15 protein-coding genes are annotated in these 18891 nt (G+C 73.7%); 6 read left to right on the top strand and 9 right to left on the bottom strand.

The annotated features are described in order from the left end of the window. Positions 1-8: 8 nt before the first annotated feature. Together MTP10_RS22595 and MTP10_RS22600 are read right to left on the bottom strand one after the other, a co-directional pair. Entirely contained in the window at positions 9-2357 is a 2349-nt protein-coding gene (locus MTP10_RS22595; RefSeq protein ID WP_310711563.1) for an AAA family ATPase, read from the bottom strand. A gap of 120 nt (positions 2358-2477) precedes the next feature. After that, the gene (locus MTP10_RS22600) at positions 2478-4331 is read right to left on the bottom strand and encodes a hypothetical protein (protein WP_310711564.1); all 1854 of its coding nucleotides are present in this window, start codon (positions 4329-4331) and stop codon (positions 2478-2480) included. A 261-nt stretch (positions 4332-4592) separates the two neighbouring features. On the opposite strand from MTP10_RS22600, the gene MTP10_RS22605 reads away from it, so the two are divergent. Both MTP10_RS22605 and MTP10_RS22610 read left to right on the top strand, forming a co-directional pair. Next, on the top strand, positions 4593-6122 hold the full coding sequence (locus tag MTP10_RS22605) for an MFS transporter (protein WP_310711565.1): 1530 nt from the start codon (positions 4593-4595) through the stop codon (positions 6120-6122). Positions 6123-6157: 35 nt separating this feature from the next. After that, positions 6158-6952 (top strand): DoxX family protein, encoded by a 795-nt coding sequence (locus MTP10_RS22610; protein ID WP_310711566.1) that lies wholly within the window; start codon positions 6158-6160, stop codon positions 6950-6952. A 21-nt stretch (positions 6953-6973) separates the two neighbouring features. On the opposite strand, the gene sthA is transcribed toward MTP10_RS22610, so the two are convergent. From sthA to MTP10_RS22625, 3 genes are all read right to left on the bottom strand, one after another. Continuing rightward, on the bottom strand, positions 6974-8377 hold the full coding sequence (gene sthA, locus MTP10_RS22615) for a Si-specific NAD(P)(+) transhydrogenase (protein ID WP_310711567.1): 1404 nt from the start codon (positions 8375-8377) through the stop codon (positions 6974-6976). Positions 8378-8419: 42 nt separating this feature from the next. Further along, positions 8420-8671 (bottom strand): hypothetical protein, encoded by a 252-nt coding sequence (locus tag MTP10_RS22620; RefSeq protein WP_310711568.1) that lies wholly within the window; start codon positions 8669-8671, stop codon positions 8420-8422. Between the two features lie 94 nt (positions 8672-8765). Further along, positions 8766-9890, bottom strand: coding sequence for an MFS transporter (locus MTP10_RS22625; protein ID WP_310711569.1), 1125 nt, complete (start codon positions 9888-9890; stop codon positions 8766-8768). 43 nt (positions 9891-9933) lie between these two features. Here MTP10_RS22625 and MTP10_RS22630 point away from each other — a divergent pair, with 43 nt between their 5' ends. Then, positions 9934-10407, top strand: a complete 474-nt coding sequence (locus tag MTP10_RS22630) for a hypothetical protein (protein ID WP_310711570.1) — start codon at positions 9934-9936, stop codon at positions 10405-10407. On the opposite strand, the gene MTP10_RS22635 is transcribed toward MTP10_RS22630, so the two are convergent. Further along, entirely contained in the window at positions 10404-13916 is a 3513-nt protein-coding gene (locus MTP10_RS22635; RefSeq protein WP_310711571.1) for a protein kinase domain-containing protein, read from the bottom strand. The genes MTP10_RS22630 and MTP10_RS22635 overlap by 4 nt on opposite strands. Positions 13917-14059: 143 nt before the next feature. On the opposite strand from MTP10_RS22635, the gene MTP10_RS22640 reads away from it, so the two are divergent. After that, positions 14060-14557 carry an RICIN domain-containing protein gene (locus MTP10_RS22640; protein WP_310711572.1) on the top strand — a complete coding sequence of 166 codons (498 nt, stop codon included), beginning with the start codon at positions 14060-14062 and terminating at the stop codon, positions 14555-14557. Positions 14558-14892: 335 nt separating this feature from the next. Continuing rightward, the gene (locus MTP10_RS22645) at positions 14893-15063 is read left to right on the top strand and encodes a hypothetical protein (RefSeq protein ID WP_310711573.1); all 171 of its coding nucleotides are present in this window, start codon (positions 14893-14895) and stop codon (positions 15061-15063) included. Positions 15064-15086: 23 nt separating this feature from the next. Here MTP10_RS22645 and MTP10_RS22650 read toward each other — a convergent pair whose 3' ends face one another. Both MTP10_RS22650 and MTP10_RS22655 read right to left on the bottom strand, forming a co-directional pair. Further along, the gene (locus tag MTP10_RS22650) at positions 15087-15707 is read right to left on the bottom strand and encodes a pyridoxamine 5'-phosphate oxidase family protein (RefSeq protein WP_310711574.1); all 621 of its coding nucleotides are present in this window, start codon (positions 15705-15707) and stop codon (positions 15087-15089) included. Between the two features lie 33 nt (positions 15708-15740). After that, positions 15741-16262, bottom strand: a complete 522-nt coding sequence (locus MTP10_RS22655) for a helix-turn-helix domain-containing protein (RefSeq protein WP_310711575.1) — start codon at positions 16260-16262, stop codon at positions 15741-15743. Between the two features lie 45 nt (positions 16263-16307). Here MTP10_RS22655 and MTP10_RS22660 point away from each other — a divergent pair, with 45 nt between their 5' ends. Further along, positions 16308-17651 carry an MFS transporter gene (locus MTP10_RS22660; protein ID WP_310711576.1) on the top strand — a complete coding sequence of 448 codons (1344 nt, stop codon included), beginning with the start codon at positions 16308-16310 and terminating at the stop codon, positions 17649-17651. Positions 17652-17690: 39 nt separating this feature from the next. Here MTP10_RS22660 and MTP10_RS22665 read toward each other — a convergent pair whose 3' ends face one another. Beyond that, positions 17691-18791, bottom strand: coding sequence for a PrsW family intramembrane metalloprotease (locus MTP10_RS22665; protein WP_310711577.1), 1101 nt, complete (start codon positions 18789-18791; stop codon positions 17691-17693). Positions 18792-18891: the final 100 nt, after the last annotated feature.

Below are 18891 nucleotides of genomic sequence, written 5' to 3' on the forward strand. Positions count from 1 at the left end.
AGGGGAGTTCAGCGGCCGGAGAGCTCGTCCACGGCGGTCCGCACGTCCTCGCTGGTGATCGTGGTCAGCTCGGCGGAGGTGGCGGAGCCGCCCTGGGAGGCCAGCGCGGCCAGCCGCACGTCGCGGCGCATCGCCGCCCGCTCGAACAGCGACCGCGCGAAGCGGCCGTTGCCGAGCCCGTCGATCAGCCGCTCGTCGCACACCCAGGCGAAGACCTCGTCGAGGTCGCGCAGCGCGGCCTCGTCGAAGCGGTCGCCGGACTTCTCCGCCAGCAGCACCGCGATCTCCGACAGCTCGGACGGCGCGTAGCTGGGGAAGGCGACGCGCTGGCCGAAGCGGCTGGCCAGGCCCGGGTTGGTGGCGAGGAAGGCGTCCATCTCGCGCTCGTAGCCGGCCAGCACGATGACGAGCCGGTCGCGGTCGTCCTCGGCGCGCTTGAGCAGGGTCTGCACGGCCTCGGCGCCGAACGCGTCGCCGCCGGAGTAGCCGGGGTTGACCAGGCTGTACGCCTCGTCGATGAACAGCACGCCGCCGAGGGCCCGGTCGACCAGCTCGTTGGTCTTGATCGCGGTCGCGCCGAGGTGCTGGCCCACGAGGTCGGCCCGCTGCGCCTCCACCACGTCGGGGCGGGCGAGCAGCCCCAGCGCGGCGAACACCCGTCCGAGGACCCGCGCCACTGTCGTCTTGCCGGTGCCGGGCGGCCCGACGAACACGAAATGCCGCGTCTGCGGCGGCGTGGGCAGGCCGCGCTCCTGCCGCATCCGGGCCACCTGGAGCTGCGCGGCGATGGCGTGGACCTGCCGCTTGACCGGCGCGAGCCCGGCCATCCGGTCGAGGTCGCCGAGCGCCTCCTCCAGCGTCGGCGTGGCCTCGTGGCCGCGGAAACGGGCGGTCAGGTCGTTGAACGCCTTGGTCACGTCGGGCGTGGTGGTGGTCACCAGGTCCTCGGTGGTCGGGGTGCCGCCCGCGCCCACCACCCGCACGTCGCGGGCCTGCGCGGCCGCCTCCACCAGGCTGCGCGCGAAGCGGGCGTTGCCCAGCTCGTCCACCAGCCCGCGCCGCTGCACGTCCTCGAACAGGCCGAGCAGCGCGGCCCTGGTCTCGCCGGACATCGTGTCGCCGCGGCGCCGCTGGAGCAGCTCGGTGATCTCGGCCAGCTCGGTGGGAGAGTAGCCGGGGAAGCGCACCCGGGTGGCGAAACGGCTGGCCAGGCCCGGGTTGGAGGCCAGGAAGCCGGCCATCTCCTGCTCGTAGCCGGCCAGGATGATGATCAGCCGGTCGCGGTCGTCCTCGGCCCGCTTGAGCAGGGTCTGCACGGCCTCCGCGCCGAACCGGTCGGGCTGCCCGTCGGAGGAGTTGACCAGGCTGTACGCCTCGTCGATGAACAGCACGCCGCCGAGGGCCCGGTCGACCAGCTCGTTCGTCTTGATCGCGGTCGCGCCGAGGAACTCGCCGACCAGGTCGGCGCGCTGCGCCTCCACCACGTACGGGGTGTCCAGCAGGCCGAACGCGTAGAAGATCTTCGCCAGGGTGCGGGCCACGCTCGTCTTGCCGGTGCCCGGCGGCCCGGAGAAGACGAAGTGGCGGGTCGGCCGGCCGGCCGTGTAGCCGGCCTCGGCCCGCAGCCGGGACGCCTCGATCGAGGCCGCGATGGAGCGCACCTGCTCCTTGACCGGGGAAAGGCCGATCATGCTCTCCAGCTCGCCCAGCGCGTCCTCGACGGAGATGCTGGGCGGCCCGGCGCCCCGGTCGTGCTGCGGCTCCGCCCTGCCCTCGCGAACCCGTACGCGTAGCTGCTCCTGCTCCTGGACCGTCATCTCGGCCTTGGCGCGGCGGGCCAGCAGGAAGCGGTAGAGCAGCGCCGCGGCGGCCACGCCGTACGCGACCCAGACGGCGGTGACGTCGGAGACCAGGGACACGGCCGCCGCGAGCAGGCCCGCGGGCAGCAGCGCCAGCAGGGCGGTCAGCCACGGCGGCACCCAGCGGATCAGGTGCGCGACGGCGGCGACCGGCACGGCCAGCACGAGCAGCAGCGTCGGCGCGGGCGAGCCGACCGGGAACAGCAGCACGAACACCGGCATCAGCACGGCCCAGGCCACCACCACCACGGCGGTGGCCGCGGCGCGCGGGAAGCGCAGGGTGAGCGCGGCGAAGGCCAGCAGGGCCAGCGTGACGAGGAACGTCTGCGCGAGGTCCCAGCCGAGGGCCGCGCCCAGGCCGACGGAGCCGATCAGCACCGAGGCGTACATCACCCGGCGGACGGCCGGGGGAAGATGGAAATAGCGCAGGCGCACCCGCTCGAACAGATCCCGCGCCGCGACCCGCCCCGCGGCCTGGGCCCTGCCGGACTCACGCATCACGCCTCCCCGGTCCGCCCCCGGTTATACCGCACCAGAAGGACGATTGGGCGGACCTGACACGCCAGGTGACGCCTGACGTTCGGGGGACGTATGGGACTTTCCCCCGGGACGCTCCGGTCAGCCGCGCTGGTGTCGTCCCGGGAACTCTCCGGTCAGCACCTGCTTGGGCGTGACGCGCAGGAGGCCCGGGGCGGCCACGGCGACGCCGCGCACCTCCACCCACCGGCGGCGCGGCGACGGTCCGGCCGCGAACACCGCGACCCGCGGGTCCGCCTCCACCGCCTCCCCGGCACCGGCCTCGGCGACCAGCCGCAGCTCTCCGGCCGGTCCGATCGAGGCGGCCGCGCCGACCGTCCGCGGGCCGAGCGGGTCGGCGAAGGACAGGACGACGTTCCTGGCGTACGCGAGAGCCTGGCGCGCCTCCAGGCCGAGCGGCACGGAGGGCTCGTCGCCGGCGGGCAGGTCGCACATGAGGAGCGAGGAGCGCCAGGGGCCCGGGCCGCCGCGCCACCACGCGCGCCCGGCCCGCACCGCGAACGCGACCGCCACCAGCCCGAGCGCCGCCATCCCCACCCGCCACGCCCACGCGGCCCCGGCTGTTCGGTCCTGTGCCGACCACTCCAGCAGGGCGCCCGCCGCGCATCCGGCCGCCGCGAGGACGAGCAGGACGACCGCCGCGCGCAGCCACCCGTCCTCGCCGCCGTGGCGGGCGCGCCGGTAGCAGCGCAGCAGCGGGTACGGCACGGCCACGGCCGCCAGCGCGGCCCTGGGCTCCACGGCCACCGCCGCGCAGGCCAGTGGCGCCAGCACCGACCAGGTGCGGCCGAGCAGGATCCACAGCGTCACTCCGGCGTTCCTGCGCGCCGTCCGCTCGCCGTCCACGGCGGCGAACTGCTCCAGCGCCCGGACGGGGTGACCGCGCCACGTCCCGGCCAGGGCGCGCAGGGCGGCGTGCGCGGGCCAGCCGAGCACCGCGACGGCCGCGAGCCCGGCCCACACCGGGTCCAGCCACGGCGGCACGCCGGGCGCCGCGGTCAGGCCCAGCCAGGCGGCGTACGCGGCCACCGACACGGCCGCCGACACCACCTCCGTGCCGAGCCACGGGTCGCGCCCCATCATGGCGGGCACCAGCGGCCACACCCTGATCCGGCGCGCCTGCCGGACGGTGAGGACCGCCAGCAGCGCCAGCGCGACCAGGCCGCCCAGCTTCGCCTGGAGGGCGAGGTCGGCGGCCTGCGCGGCCGCGGCGACGCCGATCGTGGCCAGCGCCGCCAGCAGCCGGGCCTGTCGCGACCACACCTCCAGCGCCCGTCTCGCCCGGCCGGTCTCACGCGGGTCCACCGGCCAGGCGGGGTCGTGGTGGGCCCGGGGACGGTCCCACCGCAGCAACGCCAACCCCAGATTCACCCGCACCCGCGCCCGGACCGCGTCCCCCGGCCGCTCCCCGGAGGACGGTCCGGGGCCGGGGCCGGGGTCGGTGCTGATGGCGGTGGCGGTGGCGAGGGCGGTGCGGTAGGCGGTCGTGGCGTGGGCGTGGTCGCCGCGCAGCAGGGCGAGGTCCCCTTCCAGGGCGTGCGGCGCGGGCTCCTCGGGGGCGAACGCGCGGGCCAGCCCCGCCTGGCCGGCCGCCTCGTCCGCGTGGCCGGGCAGGCGGGCCAGCGCCGTGGCCAGGCGTACCCGGGCCGGCCAGGAGCCCGGCGCCAGCCGGACCGCCTCGCGCGCCGGCGGGAGGGCGTCGGCGTCGCGGCCCAGCCGTTCCACGGCCAGGCTCATCAGGCGGTGCGCCCACTCCCCCGTGGCGGCGGCCTCTCCGCGCTCGTCGCGCGCGGCTCCCGCGGCGGCCTCGCGGGCGGCGTTCAGCGCCTCCTCGGGGCGGCCGGCGTGGAGGCGGGCGACGGCTTCGGCGCACCAATCACGCGGGGATTTGTCGGTTTTTTCATGGTTCTTGCTATGATTTCCGTCCGTCCCCACCAACTCATGATCGGCTGTTCGATGAAAGTTGAACAGGTGACGACATAGGGCTGTATCTCTCTAGAGAGGTACGCGTGCGGACCTTCGATGCGTCGATACCGCTATCCCCAGCGCATGCCATGGCCTAAGCTGCCACGCAAGCTGGAGCGGAGGAGCCCGGAGGCAGCGTCAACCACGTTTCCGACGCAGCGAGCCCCGCATCCACGGCGACCACAGTCATGCGCGGGCCCGGTGTGATCGGATCGGCCGGCAAGGAGGTCCATGACCGTCACACAGGCCGCCCCCCTCGTACGGCGTGGGGCCCGGCGACACCCCGACAACCGCTGGTCGATCCTCCTGCTGCTCTGCCTGAGCCTGCTCCTGATCACTGTCGACGCCACGGTCCTGCACATCGCCGTCCCGGCGCTGACCGCGGCGCTGGAGCCGTCGGCCGTCCAGCTCCTGTGGATCATCGACGTCTACTCGCTGGTGGTCGCGCCGCTGCTGATCATGTTCGGCACGCTCGGCGACCGCTACGGCCGTAAACGGCTGGTCCTGGGTGGGTTCGTGCTGTTCGGGGTGGCCTCGGCCGCCGCGGCCTTCTCCCCCACTCCCCTCTTCCTCATCCTCGCCCGGGCGCTGCTCGGCGTCGGCGGCGCCATGATCATGCCGGCCACGCTGTCGCTGATCCGCCAGGTCTTCACCGACCGCCGCGAGCGGGCCATCGCCCTCGGCATCTGGAGCGCGGTCGCCGCGGCGGGCGCGGCCGTCGGCCCGCTGATCGGCGGCCTGCTCGTCAGCGTCTGGTGGGGCGCCGTCTTCCTCATCAACGTGCCGATCCTGCTGGTGCTGCTGCCCGCCGCCGCCAGGCTGCTGCCCGACTCGCGCCGCGACGACGGCAGGCCCTGGGACGGGCTGAGCGCCGTGCTGTCGGTGCTCGGCATCCTGGCGCTCGCCTTCGGCCTGAAGGAGGCGGGATCGGGCAGCCTCATGCCGTTCGGGGCGTCCGTCGCCGTGTTCCTGGCAGGGGCGGCGCTGCTGGTGTGGTTCGTCAGGCGGCAGTCGCGGCTGGCGGCGCCGCTGCTGGAGATCGGCCTGTTCCGGAGCCGGGCGTTCACCACCGGCGTGGCCGGGGTGCTGCTGGGCGTGTTCGCGCTCGTGGGGCTCCAGCTCATGCTGGCCCAGTACCTCCAGCTCGTCCTCGGCGACCGGCCGCCGCAGGCGGCGATCCGGATGCTGCCGCTGGTGCTGTCGGCCATCGCCGGCGGGCTCGCCGCGGCCCACATCCTGCCGCGCGCCGGCATGCGCGCCACCATGAGCGGCGGCCTGGGGCTCGTCGCGCTCTCCCTCACCCCCACGCTGACCTGGGGCGTCGAAAGTCATCCCGTCATGCTCGGGGTCTGCTTCGTCGGCATCGGGTTCGGCGTCCAGGTGGCGCTGCTGGCCGCCTCCGACACGATCATGTCGTCGGTCCCGGAGTCGCGGGCGGGCGGGGCCGCCGCCATCGAGGAGACCGCCTACGAGCTGGGCGCCGGACTCGGCGTGGCCGTCCTGGGCACGATCACCACCATGGCGTACGCGCCCAGCCTCCCGCCCGTGCCCGGCGTGCCCGGCGCGGCCATGGACCAGGCCCGGCAGTCCCTGGCCGGCGCCGCCCACGTGGCCCAGGAGGTCGGCGGCAGCGCGGGCGACGCGCTGCTCACCGCCGCACGGTGGGCCTTCGTCAACGCCCTGCACACCACGGTCGTGGTGAGCATCGTCCTGCTCAGCCTGACCGCCCTCGCCGTGGCCACGCTGCTGCGCCGTGATTGAGGTGTGCGATGTCCCCCTCCGGGCAGAGATCTACCGTGAGACAGGCCTTCCATGACGTCGCCGCCCTGGTCGCCCGCTTAGGCGTCGGCGGCATCTTCTTCGCCAACGGCTGGCACAAGCTGGAGGACGGCCTGAAGAACACCGGGCTGCTGTTCGCCCAGCAGGGCGCGCCCGCGCCGCGGGCCTGGGCCACGGTCACCATGCTCGCCGAGCTGATCGGCGGGGCGCTGCTGATCGCCGGGCTGCTGGTGGCGCTGACGGGGCTGGTGCTGTTCGCCGAGGCACTGGCCGTGTTCCTGGTCGCGCCGCCGCTCAACCCCATCACCGTGAACGAGCTCGTCCTGCTGGGCGTGGCCGCGCTGCTACTGGCGGTCGTGGGCGCGGGGAGGGTGTCGGTGGACCACATGGTGGTGATCCGGCGCCGGGAGTCGGCCGCGGCCAGCGAGTTCGCGGCCGACACGGAGGCGGACCAGGTCATCGCCTCCCTGCGCGACCCCGACACGGCCCGCCCTTCCGACCCGGCCTCCGGAGGCGCCGCCCCCGCGTCGAAGGCGCCCTCCACCGGAACCACCACGGAATCGGGCAAGGGCAAGGGTTTGGGCTCGGAGACCGGCACCGGGCCGGGCACGGCGGCTCGTACGCGGGCCCGTACGGAGACGGAGCAGGCCGGGCAGGGAGACACGGCGCCCCCCCCCCGCCCGCGCCGCCCGCAGGCCGAGACGGCGGCGCCCGCCGACGAGCCGGCCTCGTCACCGGCGCCGGGCGACACCCTGGTCGCGGGCCGCAAGAAGCCCCCGGGACGGACCCGCCGCACCCAGCCCGACGAGTAGGAACCCGGCGGACCACCCTGGTCAGAGTTCGAAGCGGGCGACCCGGCGGAGCTTGTTCATGGCGTCCAGGGCCGCCACCTTGTACGACTCCGCCAGCGTCGGGTAGTTGAAGACCGCGTCCACCAGGTAGTCGATCGTGCCGCCGCAGCCCATCACCGCCTGGCCGATGTGCAGCAGCTCGGTGGCGCCCGTGCCGAACACGTGGACGCCCAGCAGCGACCGGTCCTCCGGCGACACCAGCAGCTTCAGCATGCCGTACGTGTCGCCGATGATCTGCCCGCGGGCCAGCTCCCGGTAGCGGGAGATGCCCACCTCGAACGGCACCTGCGAGGCGGTCAGCTCGTCCTCGGTGCGGCCGATGAAGGAGATCTCCGGGATCGTGTAGATGCCGATCGGCTGGAGGTGGTGGATGCCGTGCAGGGGCTCGGCGCAGGCGTGGTGGGCGGCGATGCGGCCCTGCTCCATCGAGGTGGCGGCCAGCGAGGGGAATCCGATGACGTCGCCCACCGCGTAGATGTGCGGGACGGTGGTGCGGTAGTGCTCGTCCACCGGGATGCGACCCCGGTCGTCGGCCGACAGGCCGGCCAGCTCCAGGCCGAGGCCGTCGGTCATGCCCTGGCGGCCCGCCGAGTACATGACGGTCTCGGCCGGGATCTTCTTGCCGCTCTCCAGCAGCGCCAGCGCTCCCCTGGCGTGGCGCTCGACGGCGGCCACCGTCTCGCCGAACCGGAACGTCACCGCCAGGTCGCGCAGGTGGTACTTCAGCGCCTCGACGATCTCCAGGTCGCAGAAGTCGAGCATCCGCTCCCGCCGTTCCACGACCGTGACCTTGGTGCCCAGGGCGGCGAACATGGAGGCGTACTCGATGCCGATGACGCCCGCCCCGACGACGACGAGCGAGTCGGGGACGGCCTGGAGGTTGAGGATGCCGTCGGAGTCGATGATCGTCTCTTCGTCGAACTCGACCGACGCGGGGCGGGCCGGTCGCGTTCCCGTCGCGATGATGATCTTGTCAGCGGTGATCTTGACGTCACGGTTCGACTCGTCGATCACGTCCAGCGTGTGCGGGTCCACGAACCTGGCCGTCCCGGGCACCACGGCGACGTGGTTGCGCGCGAGCTGGCTGCGGATCACGTCGATCTCCCGGCCGATGACGTGCTGGGTGCGGATGCCCAGGTCGCCCACGGTGATGTCGTCCTTGACCCGGTAGCTCTGGCCGTACATCTCCCGCTGGTTGAGGCCCGTGAGGTAGAGCACGGCCTCGCGCAGGGTCTTGGACGGGATCGTGCCGGTGTTGATGCAGACGCCGCCCATCATGTTCCGGCGCTCCACGATGACGACCCGCTTCTCGAGCTTGGCGGCGGCGATGGCCGCTTTCTGCCCGCCGGGTCCGGAACCTATGACGGCAACATCGAAGTCGGCCACACTGCCAGTGTCCCTCTAGTGGGCGGTTCCCGCCATGAGCGTTCAGCCGGACATGCCGGCCATCACCCGGTCCACGAGGCCGGCGCTGCCCTCCTGGCGGGCGCAGTGGGCGCAGCAGTACCAGTTCTTGCCCGACTGGACGCCGTGCCCGATGACGCGGGTGCCGCAGTGCTCGCAGATCGGCGCCATGGCCTGGATCGCGCACTGGAAGGAGTCGAAGGTGTGCACGGCCCCCTGGGCGTGGACCTCGAAGGACATGTCGTAGTCGTTCCCGCACGTCTCGCAGACGGCCATGGTGTCCCCCTCGCGCTGTCACCGGTACGCCGCAGGGACATACCCGGTCGGCCGCCACTGTTGCCCCAAGAGCCGGCCATATTCCGCGGGGGGCTCAACGGGGCAGGAGGGCGCGGGCGAGCAGGGGAAGCGCGAGCAGACCGAGAGCCGAGAGGGCGGCCGGCAGGCCGAGCCCGGCCGCCAGCGCCGCCACGAGCGGCGGACTGATCACGAACGCGGTGTACGACACGACGGAGACGCCTGACACGAGCGCGCCGCTCGGGTCCCTGGCCGCGGCCCGGCTGAGGACGGCCGGCACCAGCGGCCCCAGGGCGAGCCCGGCCAGAGCGAACCCGGCCAGCGAGATCGGCACCGCCCAGGCATCCGCACCCGCGCCGCCGCCCCAGCCGGCGAGGGCGATCCCCCCGCCCCCGCCCAGGCCGGCCACCAGGTAGAGAGGGCGCAGCCGCAGCCCGGGCAGCGCCTGCGCGACCAGGCGGCCGGCCGTGAGCGCCCCCATGTACACCGCCGGCGCGGCGCTGGCCACCAGGGCCGAGGCGGCACGGTGCTCCTCGAGCAGCAGCACCGACCACTGCTCCACCGCGTTCTCGATGATCAGGGCGCACGCCGCCAGCCCGCCGAGCAGGGCCGCCGCGCCCCAGTGCCGCCGCCCGCCGGGGCCCTCCCCGGGGACGGCGCCGCGGCCGAGGGGCAGCCGGAGCAGCGCGGCCGAGGCGGCGAGCACGAGGGCGCCCAGCACGGCGAGCACCGCCGTGGTGCCGAGGCCGAGCTGGCGGGCCAAACCGGTGGCGGGGGCGGCCACGATGACCGCGACGGGGAAGGCCGCGTGGACCGCCTGGAACAGCCGCCGCCCGCTCTCCCGCTCCACCCGTCCCGTGGTCAGGTTGAGTGCGACGTCGAGCGCGCCGCTGGCCGCCCCCAGCACGAGCAGGGCCGCGCCGAACGCCACCGGCGACGACGTCCAGCCGATCGCGGCGGCGCTCAGCCCGAAGGCGGCGCAGGCGAGGAGGAGCGCGTCGCGCTCGCGCCCGCGGGCCAGCCGCCCGGTCATGGCCATCGCCGGGATCGCCCCGACCGGCACCGCCGTCAGCGCCAGCCCGAGGTCCACGGCCGAGGCTCCGAGCTGGTCCTTCAGGGCGGGCAGCAGGGCCGACCAGGCGCCCCAGAACATGCCCCACGCCGCACAGACCAGGATGAGCGGCAAACCCCGATATTTCACGAATCCCCCTCGCGCCGCAGTCAAGCCATGGTAAAGATCGACGATGTTGTTCGACGAAGGGAACCTCGTGCTCAAGCGTTCGATCGTCGCGGCCGGCCTCGTCGCCGCCGGGATCGCCGCCGTCCCCGCCCCCGCCTCTGCCGCGTCGGCGGCCTACTCGCCCGAGCGCGTGTGCGGGTCCGGATTCCACCAGGTCAAGGACGGCCACCGGGCGATGAGGACGCGCGACGGCCGGGTGCTCGGGCACGTCTACCTCATGTACAGCAAGAGCAGCGGCGAGAACTGCGTGGCCGCGATCAAGACCCGCTACACCGGCACCCGCACGGTGACCGGCGCCAGCCTGGAGGTGCGGGGCGGCGGCCGGTCGGAGGACGTGCAGAAGTACCGGTTCTACGCCGAGACCGGGCACGTGGACGGCAGCTGGAAGTGCGTGAAGTACCAGGGCTGGACCCGTACCCCCGACAACCGCGTCGAGGCGTGGGGCGGCCGCACCTCCTGGGGCAACTGCAAGGGCTAGCAGACCTTGCGGTACGGGACGTCCGGCAGGTAGCGGGCCCAGTCCCGCTCGGACAGGGTGGCACCGGCGCGCCGGCACACGGCCGCCGCCACCTGCCCCGGGTCCACCGGCACCTCGTGGACGCGCCCGTCGACGGCGGCGTACAGGGTGCGGCCGTCGCCGCTGAACGTGAGCGCCTGGGGCTCGTCGGTGGTGTGGAGGTCGTAGGAGGCGCCGAGCCGCCGTTTGGTGGCGAGGTCCCAGAGCTGGATCCTCCCGCTCATCGTCAGGGTGGCCAGGATGCCGCCGTCGGGTGAGAAGGCCAGCAGGTCGACCGAGCCGGCCGCGCGGGGCAGTGTGGGGCGGATCGGCGTGGCTCCCTGGGGAGCGGCGGCGTCCCACAGGGCGATGCGTCCGGTGTCGTCCTGGCTGATCGCGATGACGGCTCTGCTGCTCAGCGCGGGACGGTAGCCCGTCGCGGACAGGGCGAACCCGCTGCCGGACGGCTTGCCCGTCGTCAGGTCGAGGAACCTGCCGCTGCCGGTGACGAGCGCCCTGCCGTCCTTGGTCAGCGGGCCGCCGCGCTCTGCCGCGGCGAAGTCGTGCAGGGTGCGTCCGGTGGCCGCGTCGTAGACCAGCACGCGGAAGTCCTCCACCTGCGCCTGTGGGTCCATCGACATGACGACCTCCTTGCCGTCGGCGGTGAACTGCACCTGATCGGGGTTGTTGAGCTTGGGCGTCCGGACGGCCCACACCTGCCGCGACGTCCTCAGGTCGATGAGCCTGACCTTGCCGTCCGACTCCGCCAGCACCATGCGGTCGCGCGGTTCGTCGAAGCCCGGCTCCAGGGACTGAGCCTCGGAGTCCTTGGCGAACGTGGCGACGGTTCGACGCGTCCGGAGGTCCACGACCCGGAGGCGCGTCGCCTCATAGTCGGCGACGGTGGCCCACCGCCCCGTGGGGCTGAACCGGATCTCGGCGTCCTCCTCGCCCACCCGCGTGGACGTCACCCGGGAGGCCAGGTCCACGCTCACGACGACATCGTCCATGAGATAACGCAGCGTCCTGCCGTCGGGGTCGAGGCGGACATCGGTCAGGTCGCCCTCGGCACGGTAGTTGAGCACCTCCTTGTGATCGGCGATCTGCCACACCTGCAGGTCCCGTAGGGCGAAGACGACGACGTACCGGTCGTCCAGGCGCATCTGGGCCCAGACATTCCGGCAGAGCTCGCAGGACCACTGGTCGTCCCTGGCGCGCAGCCGTCCCGAGGCCGCGTCCACCAGCGTGATCCCGTCACGTCCGCAGGCCAGGGTCCTGCCGTCCGGGCTGAAGGCGGCCACGGCCGACTCCTTGCGGCAGGCCGGGTAGGGCCGCTCCCACGTCCAGCCGGGCAGCGACAGCGCGTCGAGCCGCCCGTCCGTGACCAGCATGCGCCGGCCCGTCGGATCCACCAGCAGGTCGTCGGGCATGGCCTCCATGTCCCCTCTGACGACCGGCTTGCCGAACCGCCTGCCGGTCTTCAGGTCCACCAGATGCGACAGACCCTCGAAGTAGGAGACGAGCATGGTCGTCTCGTGCTCGCCGAACCGCGGGAAGTAGCCGCCGCCACTCGCCCCTCCGAGCTTCTCCCTGTAGACGCGTCTGCCCGTGGTGAGGTCCCAGACGCCGAGCTCCTCCGGCGTCGACTGCGCCAGCAGGCGGCCGCTCGGGCTGAGCACCGGGCCGAAGACGATCTCGCCCTTGAGGTCCAGCCCCTCCCAGCCGCCGGTGCGCCGGCCCGTCCGGATGTCGTAGACGTTCACCCCCTGCTTGCTGACGCTCACCAGCGTGCGGCCGTCACGGCTGAGGGCCCGGTAGGCCACGCCCTGAACGGGCGGGTCGCGGAACACCGCGGTCTCCTGCTGCTGGAGGGAGGCGACCAGGCTGGAACGGGTCTCGGGCTGCGGCGAGAGCCGCCACGCCGCGACGCTCAGCCGCATCGCGGTGCCCGGGTCGGTGACTCGCATCCGGTCCGCCTCGGCAGCCGCCTGCTTGGCGGTGGCGATGTCGCGCTGGCGGGCCGTCTGCTGTCCCTGCCACACCGCCACGCCGGCCGCGACCAGCGCGACCGCCAGCATCCCGGCCAGCGCGATCGTGGTCAGCCGCCGTCGCCTGGTGCGCCGCCGGGTCAGGTCGGTGCCGGCCTGGAGGTAGTCGCGCTCGCGCGGGGTCAGTGTCACGTGCCGGCGGCTGGTGGCGGCCCACCGCAGCGCCCGCTCCAGGCGGGTGCCCTGGAGCAGGTCGGCGTCGCGCCGGCCGTGCTCGGCCCAGTGCCGGGCCGCCCGGGTGATCTCGCCGAGGACGGCCAGGCCGTCGCGGTCGGCGTCCACCCACATGCGCAGCCGGGGCCAGGCGCGCAGCAGCGCCGGCCGGGACAGCTCCACCGACGTGCCGTCCGAGGAGACGACGTACGAGAAGGCGCGCAGCACCCGGTGCACCGCCTCGGCCTCCGGCTCCGGGCGTCCCTCGAACAGCTCGTCGTGCGAGGCCGTCCGGCCGCTCTCCCGGCCGTCGTCCCCCACGGCGACCAGCCGCAGGAACACCTCGGCCGCCACATCCCGCTCCTCCGGCCCGAGCGAGCCGTAGGCGTCCTCGGCGATCGTGCCGAGGGCGGGGTCGTCGCGGTCGGAGCCGGCCACGCCGCGGGCGGCGCGGCTGCCCTCTGCCAGCAGCCCGCCGGTGTCGGCGGCGTCGCCGCTGACCAGCGCGAGCAGCAGGTCGCGGGCCGCCGGCCGGGCGGCGGGCTCCTTGCGCAGGGCCGCGGCGACAAGGGGGCGGAGCGCCGGCGGCAGGGCGGTCAGGTCGGGGTGGTGGGACAGCACGCGGTGCATGACGCCGCCGAGGTTGTCGGCGTGGAACGGGTCCTGCCCGGTGGCCGCGAACACCATGGTCGCGCCCCAGGCGAACACGTCGGCGGACGCGCCGGCCCGCTGCCCGGTGAACACCTCGGGCCCGAGGTAGCTGGGCGTGCCCGCCACCTCGCCCGTCCTGGTCAGGGACATGTCGAGGGTCCGGGCGATGCCGAAGTCGATGACGCGGGGGCCGTCCGGCCCGAGGAGCACGTTGTCGGGCTTGAGGTCGCGGTGGATGACGCCCGCGTCGTGGATCGCGGTGAGCGCGGTGGCGACCGCCGTGGCCAGACGGTGCAGGTCGTCGCCCGCGAACAGCCGCCCGCCGTTCACCGCCTGCCGCAGGCTCGGGCCGGGGACGTACTCCGACACGATGTACGGCCGGCTGCCGTCGAGGTCGGCGGCCAGCACCCTGGCGGTGCAGAACGAGGCCACGCGGCGCGCGGCGGTCGCCTCCTTGGCCAGCCGGCCGGCCGTGCCGTTCCCCCCGCCGTCTCCCCCCGGGTGGAGCACCTTGAGAGCGACCCGCAGTCCCCCGGCGTCGTACGCCTCGTAGACGACTCCCTGGCCGCCGGCGCCGAGCCGTCCGGCCAGCCAGTACGGGCCGACATGCTGCGGATCCCCCGCGCTGAGCGTTTCCACAAGGGGTTGGATGCCGGGTCGTGCCCCGGGGTTGTCACATTCCGGGCGGCGAACCGCGCCTGAGGGAAGATCCCAACCAAACCGGGCCGGGATGCATCTCACGATCGACATGTTCCTCCCGAACATCACGAAAGGAACCGATCGTGAGCACTTTCCCTCGGCGCGTCCTCGCCTTCACCGCGGCGGCGGCCACCGCTCTGTCCCTCGCGGCCGTGCCCGCCGCCGCGACGGCCGGCTCCGTCGCGACGGCGGACGCATCCCGGCTCACGAACGCCGCCACCGGGATGTGCCTGGCGGTCGGCCGCAGCGAGGTCCGGGCGGGCAAGAAGGTCATCCAGTGGCCGTGCTCGGACAACAAGGACCAGAAGTGGATCTACCGCCACGGCCGGCTCACGAACGCCAAGACCGGCATGTGCCTGGCGATCCCGCACGCCTCGCCGCGGAAGGCCGAGGGCGTGGTCCAGTGGCCGTGCACCGATGGCGGCGCGGAGCAGAAGTGGACCTACGACGGCATGCAGCGCCTGCGCAACCGGGCCACGGGCATGTGCCTGGCCGTCGGCAAGGCGGAGCGGCGCAAGGGCAAGGTCGTCATCCAGTGGCCGTGCGGCGGGCAGACCGACCAGGTGTGGCTTCACCGGTAGAAATGCATTGAAAGCGCAGGTGACCCGCGTTAGGTTGTCCGGCATGGCGGGCCCCCGCGCCCGCCGGCCGCGCTGGCGCGGCGCTCGTACGGCCGGGCGCCGGGAGGGGCACACCATGAGACGCGTCACGATCGTCAGGCCGACGAGACCACGTCCGGATCCCAACGCGGACCTGGACCTGCGCTCCCCCTCGGGCCGCCGGCTCCCCTACTGATCGAGGATCGGGACCGCGTCCGGTTCGGCGAAGGATTTCCCCGCCGAACCGTTTCTTACACCGTGCTTACGGGTGTTTCTGTAGTTAAATTAGATAACAGGAACATCACGGGGGGCTCGGGGTGAAGAGGCTAGCGGTCGTGCAGCCGCACGTCATCAGGCACAAGGTGCGCGACATCCGCACGGTGGACCGGCGCAGGCCGGCGCCGCCCGATCCGAAGGTCGTGGACCTGCGCGCCTACGCCGGCCGCAACGTGATCCGCTTCCCCGGCGGCCCGACCCCGGCCGCCTAGCCGGGGCCCGGCCGAGGCGCGGCTCAGCCGTAGAGCCTCTTGGCGTAGGACTCGCCGTAGTACTGCTCCAGCTGCTCGACCGACTCCTCGACCACCTGCACGTCCTTGACCAGCCGGGCGTGCGAGGGCAGCGCGTCCGGCTTCCAGGCGTCGGGCTTCCACAGCGACGAGCGCAGGAACGCCTTGGCGCAGTGGAAGAAGATCTGGTCGATCTCGACCACGAGAGCCAGCTGCGGCCGGTGGTTCTTGACGACCATCTCGTCGAGGAACGGCGCCTCGCGGACGAGCCGGGCGCGGCCGTTGATCCGCAGGGTCTCGTTGCGGCCGGGGATCATGAAGATCAGCCCGACGTTGGGGTTGGTCAGGATGTTGCGGAAGCCGTCGGCGCGGCGGTTGCCCGGCCGGTCCGGGATGGCGATGGTGGTGTCGTCGAGGACGCGGACGAATCCGGCCGGATCACCCTTGGGTGAGACGTCGCAGCTCCCGTCGGCGCCGGAGGTGGCGATCAGGCAGAACGGCGAGGCGGCCAGCCACTGCCGGTCACGCTCGTGCAGGCGCGCCCGCTCCTTGGTGGCGGCACGGGGCATCACGTCGCCCAGCAGCTCCCGTAGCTCGGACTCGGAGTCGATCTCGACCCAGCTCATGCGATCTCCCTTCGGGGGTCCGGGCAAATCCTGTCACGGGAGCGGCTCCAGCAGTCGATGGGGTGCGCGCAGCGCCACGCTGACCGGATCGCGGCGACCGTCCTCCAGCCCGGGCCCGGGGCGTACCTCGACCTGCTCGGGCGGGAGGTGCGGCGCCCCGCAGCCGGTGCAGGAGGAGAAGGCGTCGATGCGGGCGCCGCAGTCCACGTGGATGAACAGCCGCCGGGCGCCGTTGCGGGTGAGGTGACGCTCGCCCCACTGTCCCAGGGCCAGCACGGGCTGCCAGAGCTCGCGGCCCATCGGGGTCAGCACGTACTCGTCGCGGGGCGGCGTGTCCTGGTAGCGCCGCCGTTCGAGCACGCCGGCGTCGACCAGGGCGGTCAGCCGCTGTGACAGCACAGCCCGCGGGATGTCGAGGTGGGCGAGGAAGTCGCCGTAGCGGCGCACGCCGTAGAGCGCGTCGCGGACGACGAGCATGGTCCACCGCTCGCCGACCAGCTCCAGGACCCTGGCCAGGGAGCAGTCCTGGCCGTCGTAGTTCTTGCCGAGCGCCATGGGGCCATCTTAGTTCATTCATTGAACCGTGGTACCGTGCCCGCCATGAGTTCAATGACTGAACCGACGACACGGCCCCGGTTGGGGCCCGCCGTGGCCTCGCTCGCCCCCTTGCTGGTGCTGACGAACTACACCGTGCCGATGGTCACGCTGCCCGACACCGCGCGGGCGCTCGGCGCCGGGCCGACGGGGCCGGTGTGGATCCTCGGCTCGGTCGCGCTCGGGTTGTCCTCGGTGCTGCTGGTGTCCGGGGGGCTGGCCGACGACCATGGGCGCAAGCGGGTGCTGGTCATCGGCACCGGCGTGCTCGCCGCGGCCAGCGTGGTGACGGCGCTGGCCACGGTCGTGCCCGTGTTCGTGGCGGCGCGCTTCGCGCAGGGCGCGGCGAGCGCCGCGATGCTGGCCGCCAGCCTCGGGCTGGTCGGCCACGCCTACCCGACCGGCCCGGAGCGGGTGCGGGCCACCGGGCGGTACGGGGCGATGATCGGGCTCGGCACCGCCGTGGGGCCCCTGGTATCCGGGGCGCTGGCCTCGGTGGCGAGCTGGCGGGCCGCGTACTGGCTGGTGGCCGGGTGTGCGCTGGCGCTGATGGCGGTGTCCGCGCGGGTGCTGGAGGAGTCGCGCTCCCCCGAGCCGCGCCGCTTCGACGTGCCGGGCGTGGCGCTGCTCAGCGTGGGCGTGGCCGCGCTGGTGGCCGGGGTGACCGAGAGCAGGCTCGGGTGGGGGCGGCCGGTGGTCCTGACGGCTTTCGCGGTGGCGGTGGCGCTGGGAGTCGCGTTCGTGGCGGCCGAGCGCAGGCGGCCGGACCCGCTGCTCGACCTGGAGTTGTTCCGGCGGCCGGCCTTCCTCGTGGCGACCGGGGGCGCGCTCGTCGTCGGGGCGGCGATCGTCGGGCTGCTGAGCTACCTGCCGAGCGTGCTCCAGCAGGCGCGCGGGCTCACCCCGATGGAGACCGGGTTGCTGTTCGGGCTCTGGTCGTCGCTGTCGTTCGTGGTCTCCCTGCTGTCCAGGCACGTACGGCTGCGCACGGCGGGGCGCTTCGCGCTCGGTCTCGCGCTCAGCGCGGCCGGCTTCACCGGGCTCCTCGGCGCGGGCTCGGACGGCTCGATGGTCCCGGTGGTGGCGGGACTCGCGGTCAGCGGGATCGGGTCGGGGCTGGTCAACTCCTCGATCACCCACCTGGCCATCGAGAGCGTGCCGGCGCACCGGGTCAGCATGGGGTCCGGGGCCAACAACACGGCCCGTTACGTGGGCAGCTCGCTGGGCGCGGCCGGGGTGGCGGCGGCCGTCGGGCAGCTCGGAACGGCATCGGGCGGGACGGTGGCCGTGGCGGGGGGCGTCGTGCTGACGGCGGCCACGGCCGTGGCCGCGCTGCTCACCCGCGCCTGAAGGGGCTGCTCACCGGCGTCCGTGACGGGCAAACGGACTTCACCAGCGGCGGGCGTTCGCCATGGCGCCGAGCAGCGCGTCCCGCTCCGCCGCGAACCTCACCGGCTCCATTCCCTCCCGCTCGGCGCGCAGGTGCAGCATGGTCAGCTCGGTCGCCGCGTGCTGGTAGTCGCTCATGGCCCGGCCGAGCCCGGCCCGCCCGGCCCACCGGCGGGCGCGCCGGCGTCCGGCCAGCGAGCCGAGCATCGCCAGGTCCGGCGGGGTGACCAGCCCCGTGTACTGGTAGGCGGGCAGGTAGGCGCCCATCCTGGCGAGGAGCTGCCGCCGCTCCCGCACGGTGACGACGACGAGCAGGACCAGCGCCGCCATGATCACCAGGTACGCGGTGGCGAGCCAGCCGAGCGACCTGAGGGAGGCGGTGCCGTTCCACAACGCGTGCAGCACGACCGCGGCCAGGTAGCCGAGCGGGATCATGGCGTACCGGGCCGGGCCGCGCCGGGTGAGGGCGTAGGCGACGCCGAGCCCGATCATCGAGGTGTAGACGGGGTGGCCGAGCGGGTCGATCAGCCCGCGCATGACGAAGAGCTGCACGGTCGCGTCCACGCCGCTGCGCAGGAAGGCGCTCAGGTAGTAGCCGACGTTCTCCACGGCCGCGAAGCCCAGCCCGGCCATCGAGGCGTACACGATGCCGTCGGTCAGCCCGTCGATCTCCCGGCGGCGGCGCAGGAGGAGCAGCAGCGCCGACCCCTTGAGCGCCTCCTCGATCACGGGGGCGAGGAACACGGTGCCCATGGCGTCGACGACCTGCGCGCCGTACCCCGCACTGCTGAACAGAGCCTGCCCGGCCAGGGTGAGCGCCACGCCGAGCACGATCGCCACGCCGGCGCCCCACGCGAACGCGAACGCGAGGTGCAGCTTCGGCTCCGGCTCCAGCCGGTCCAGCGAGAGGACGGCGGCGAGCAGCACGGGCAGCGGCGCGAGCGCCAGCAGCAGCGACAGCCCGAACCCGACCGGCCCGCCGCTGCGCAGCATGACGGCGAGCACGACCAGCGCCAGCGCGCTGGAGACGACCAGGCCGATCAGCAGGACCTTGCTGGGCCGCCGCTGGACCAGCAGGGGAGGGCGCAGGGGGACTGTCATCGTCACGCCTCTCTTCACTCGGGTTCCCACTATGGGCGCCCGGTGTCGACGAACGCTTGACAGTCGCTTGACGGGGTGGCCGGGCGCTCGGCGACCTGAC

The organism is Nonomuraea sp. 3-1Str (assembly GCF_031570565.1).
In the GTDB taxonomy this organism is placed as follows: domain Bacteria; phylum Actinomycetota; class Actinomycetes; order Streptosporangiales; family Streptosporangiaceae; genus Nonomuraea.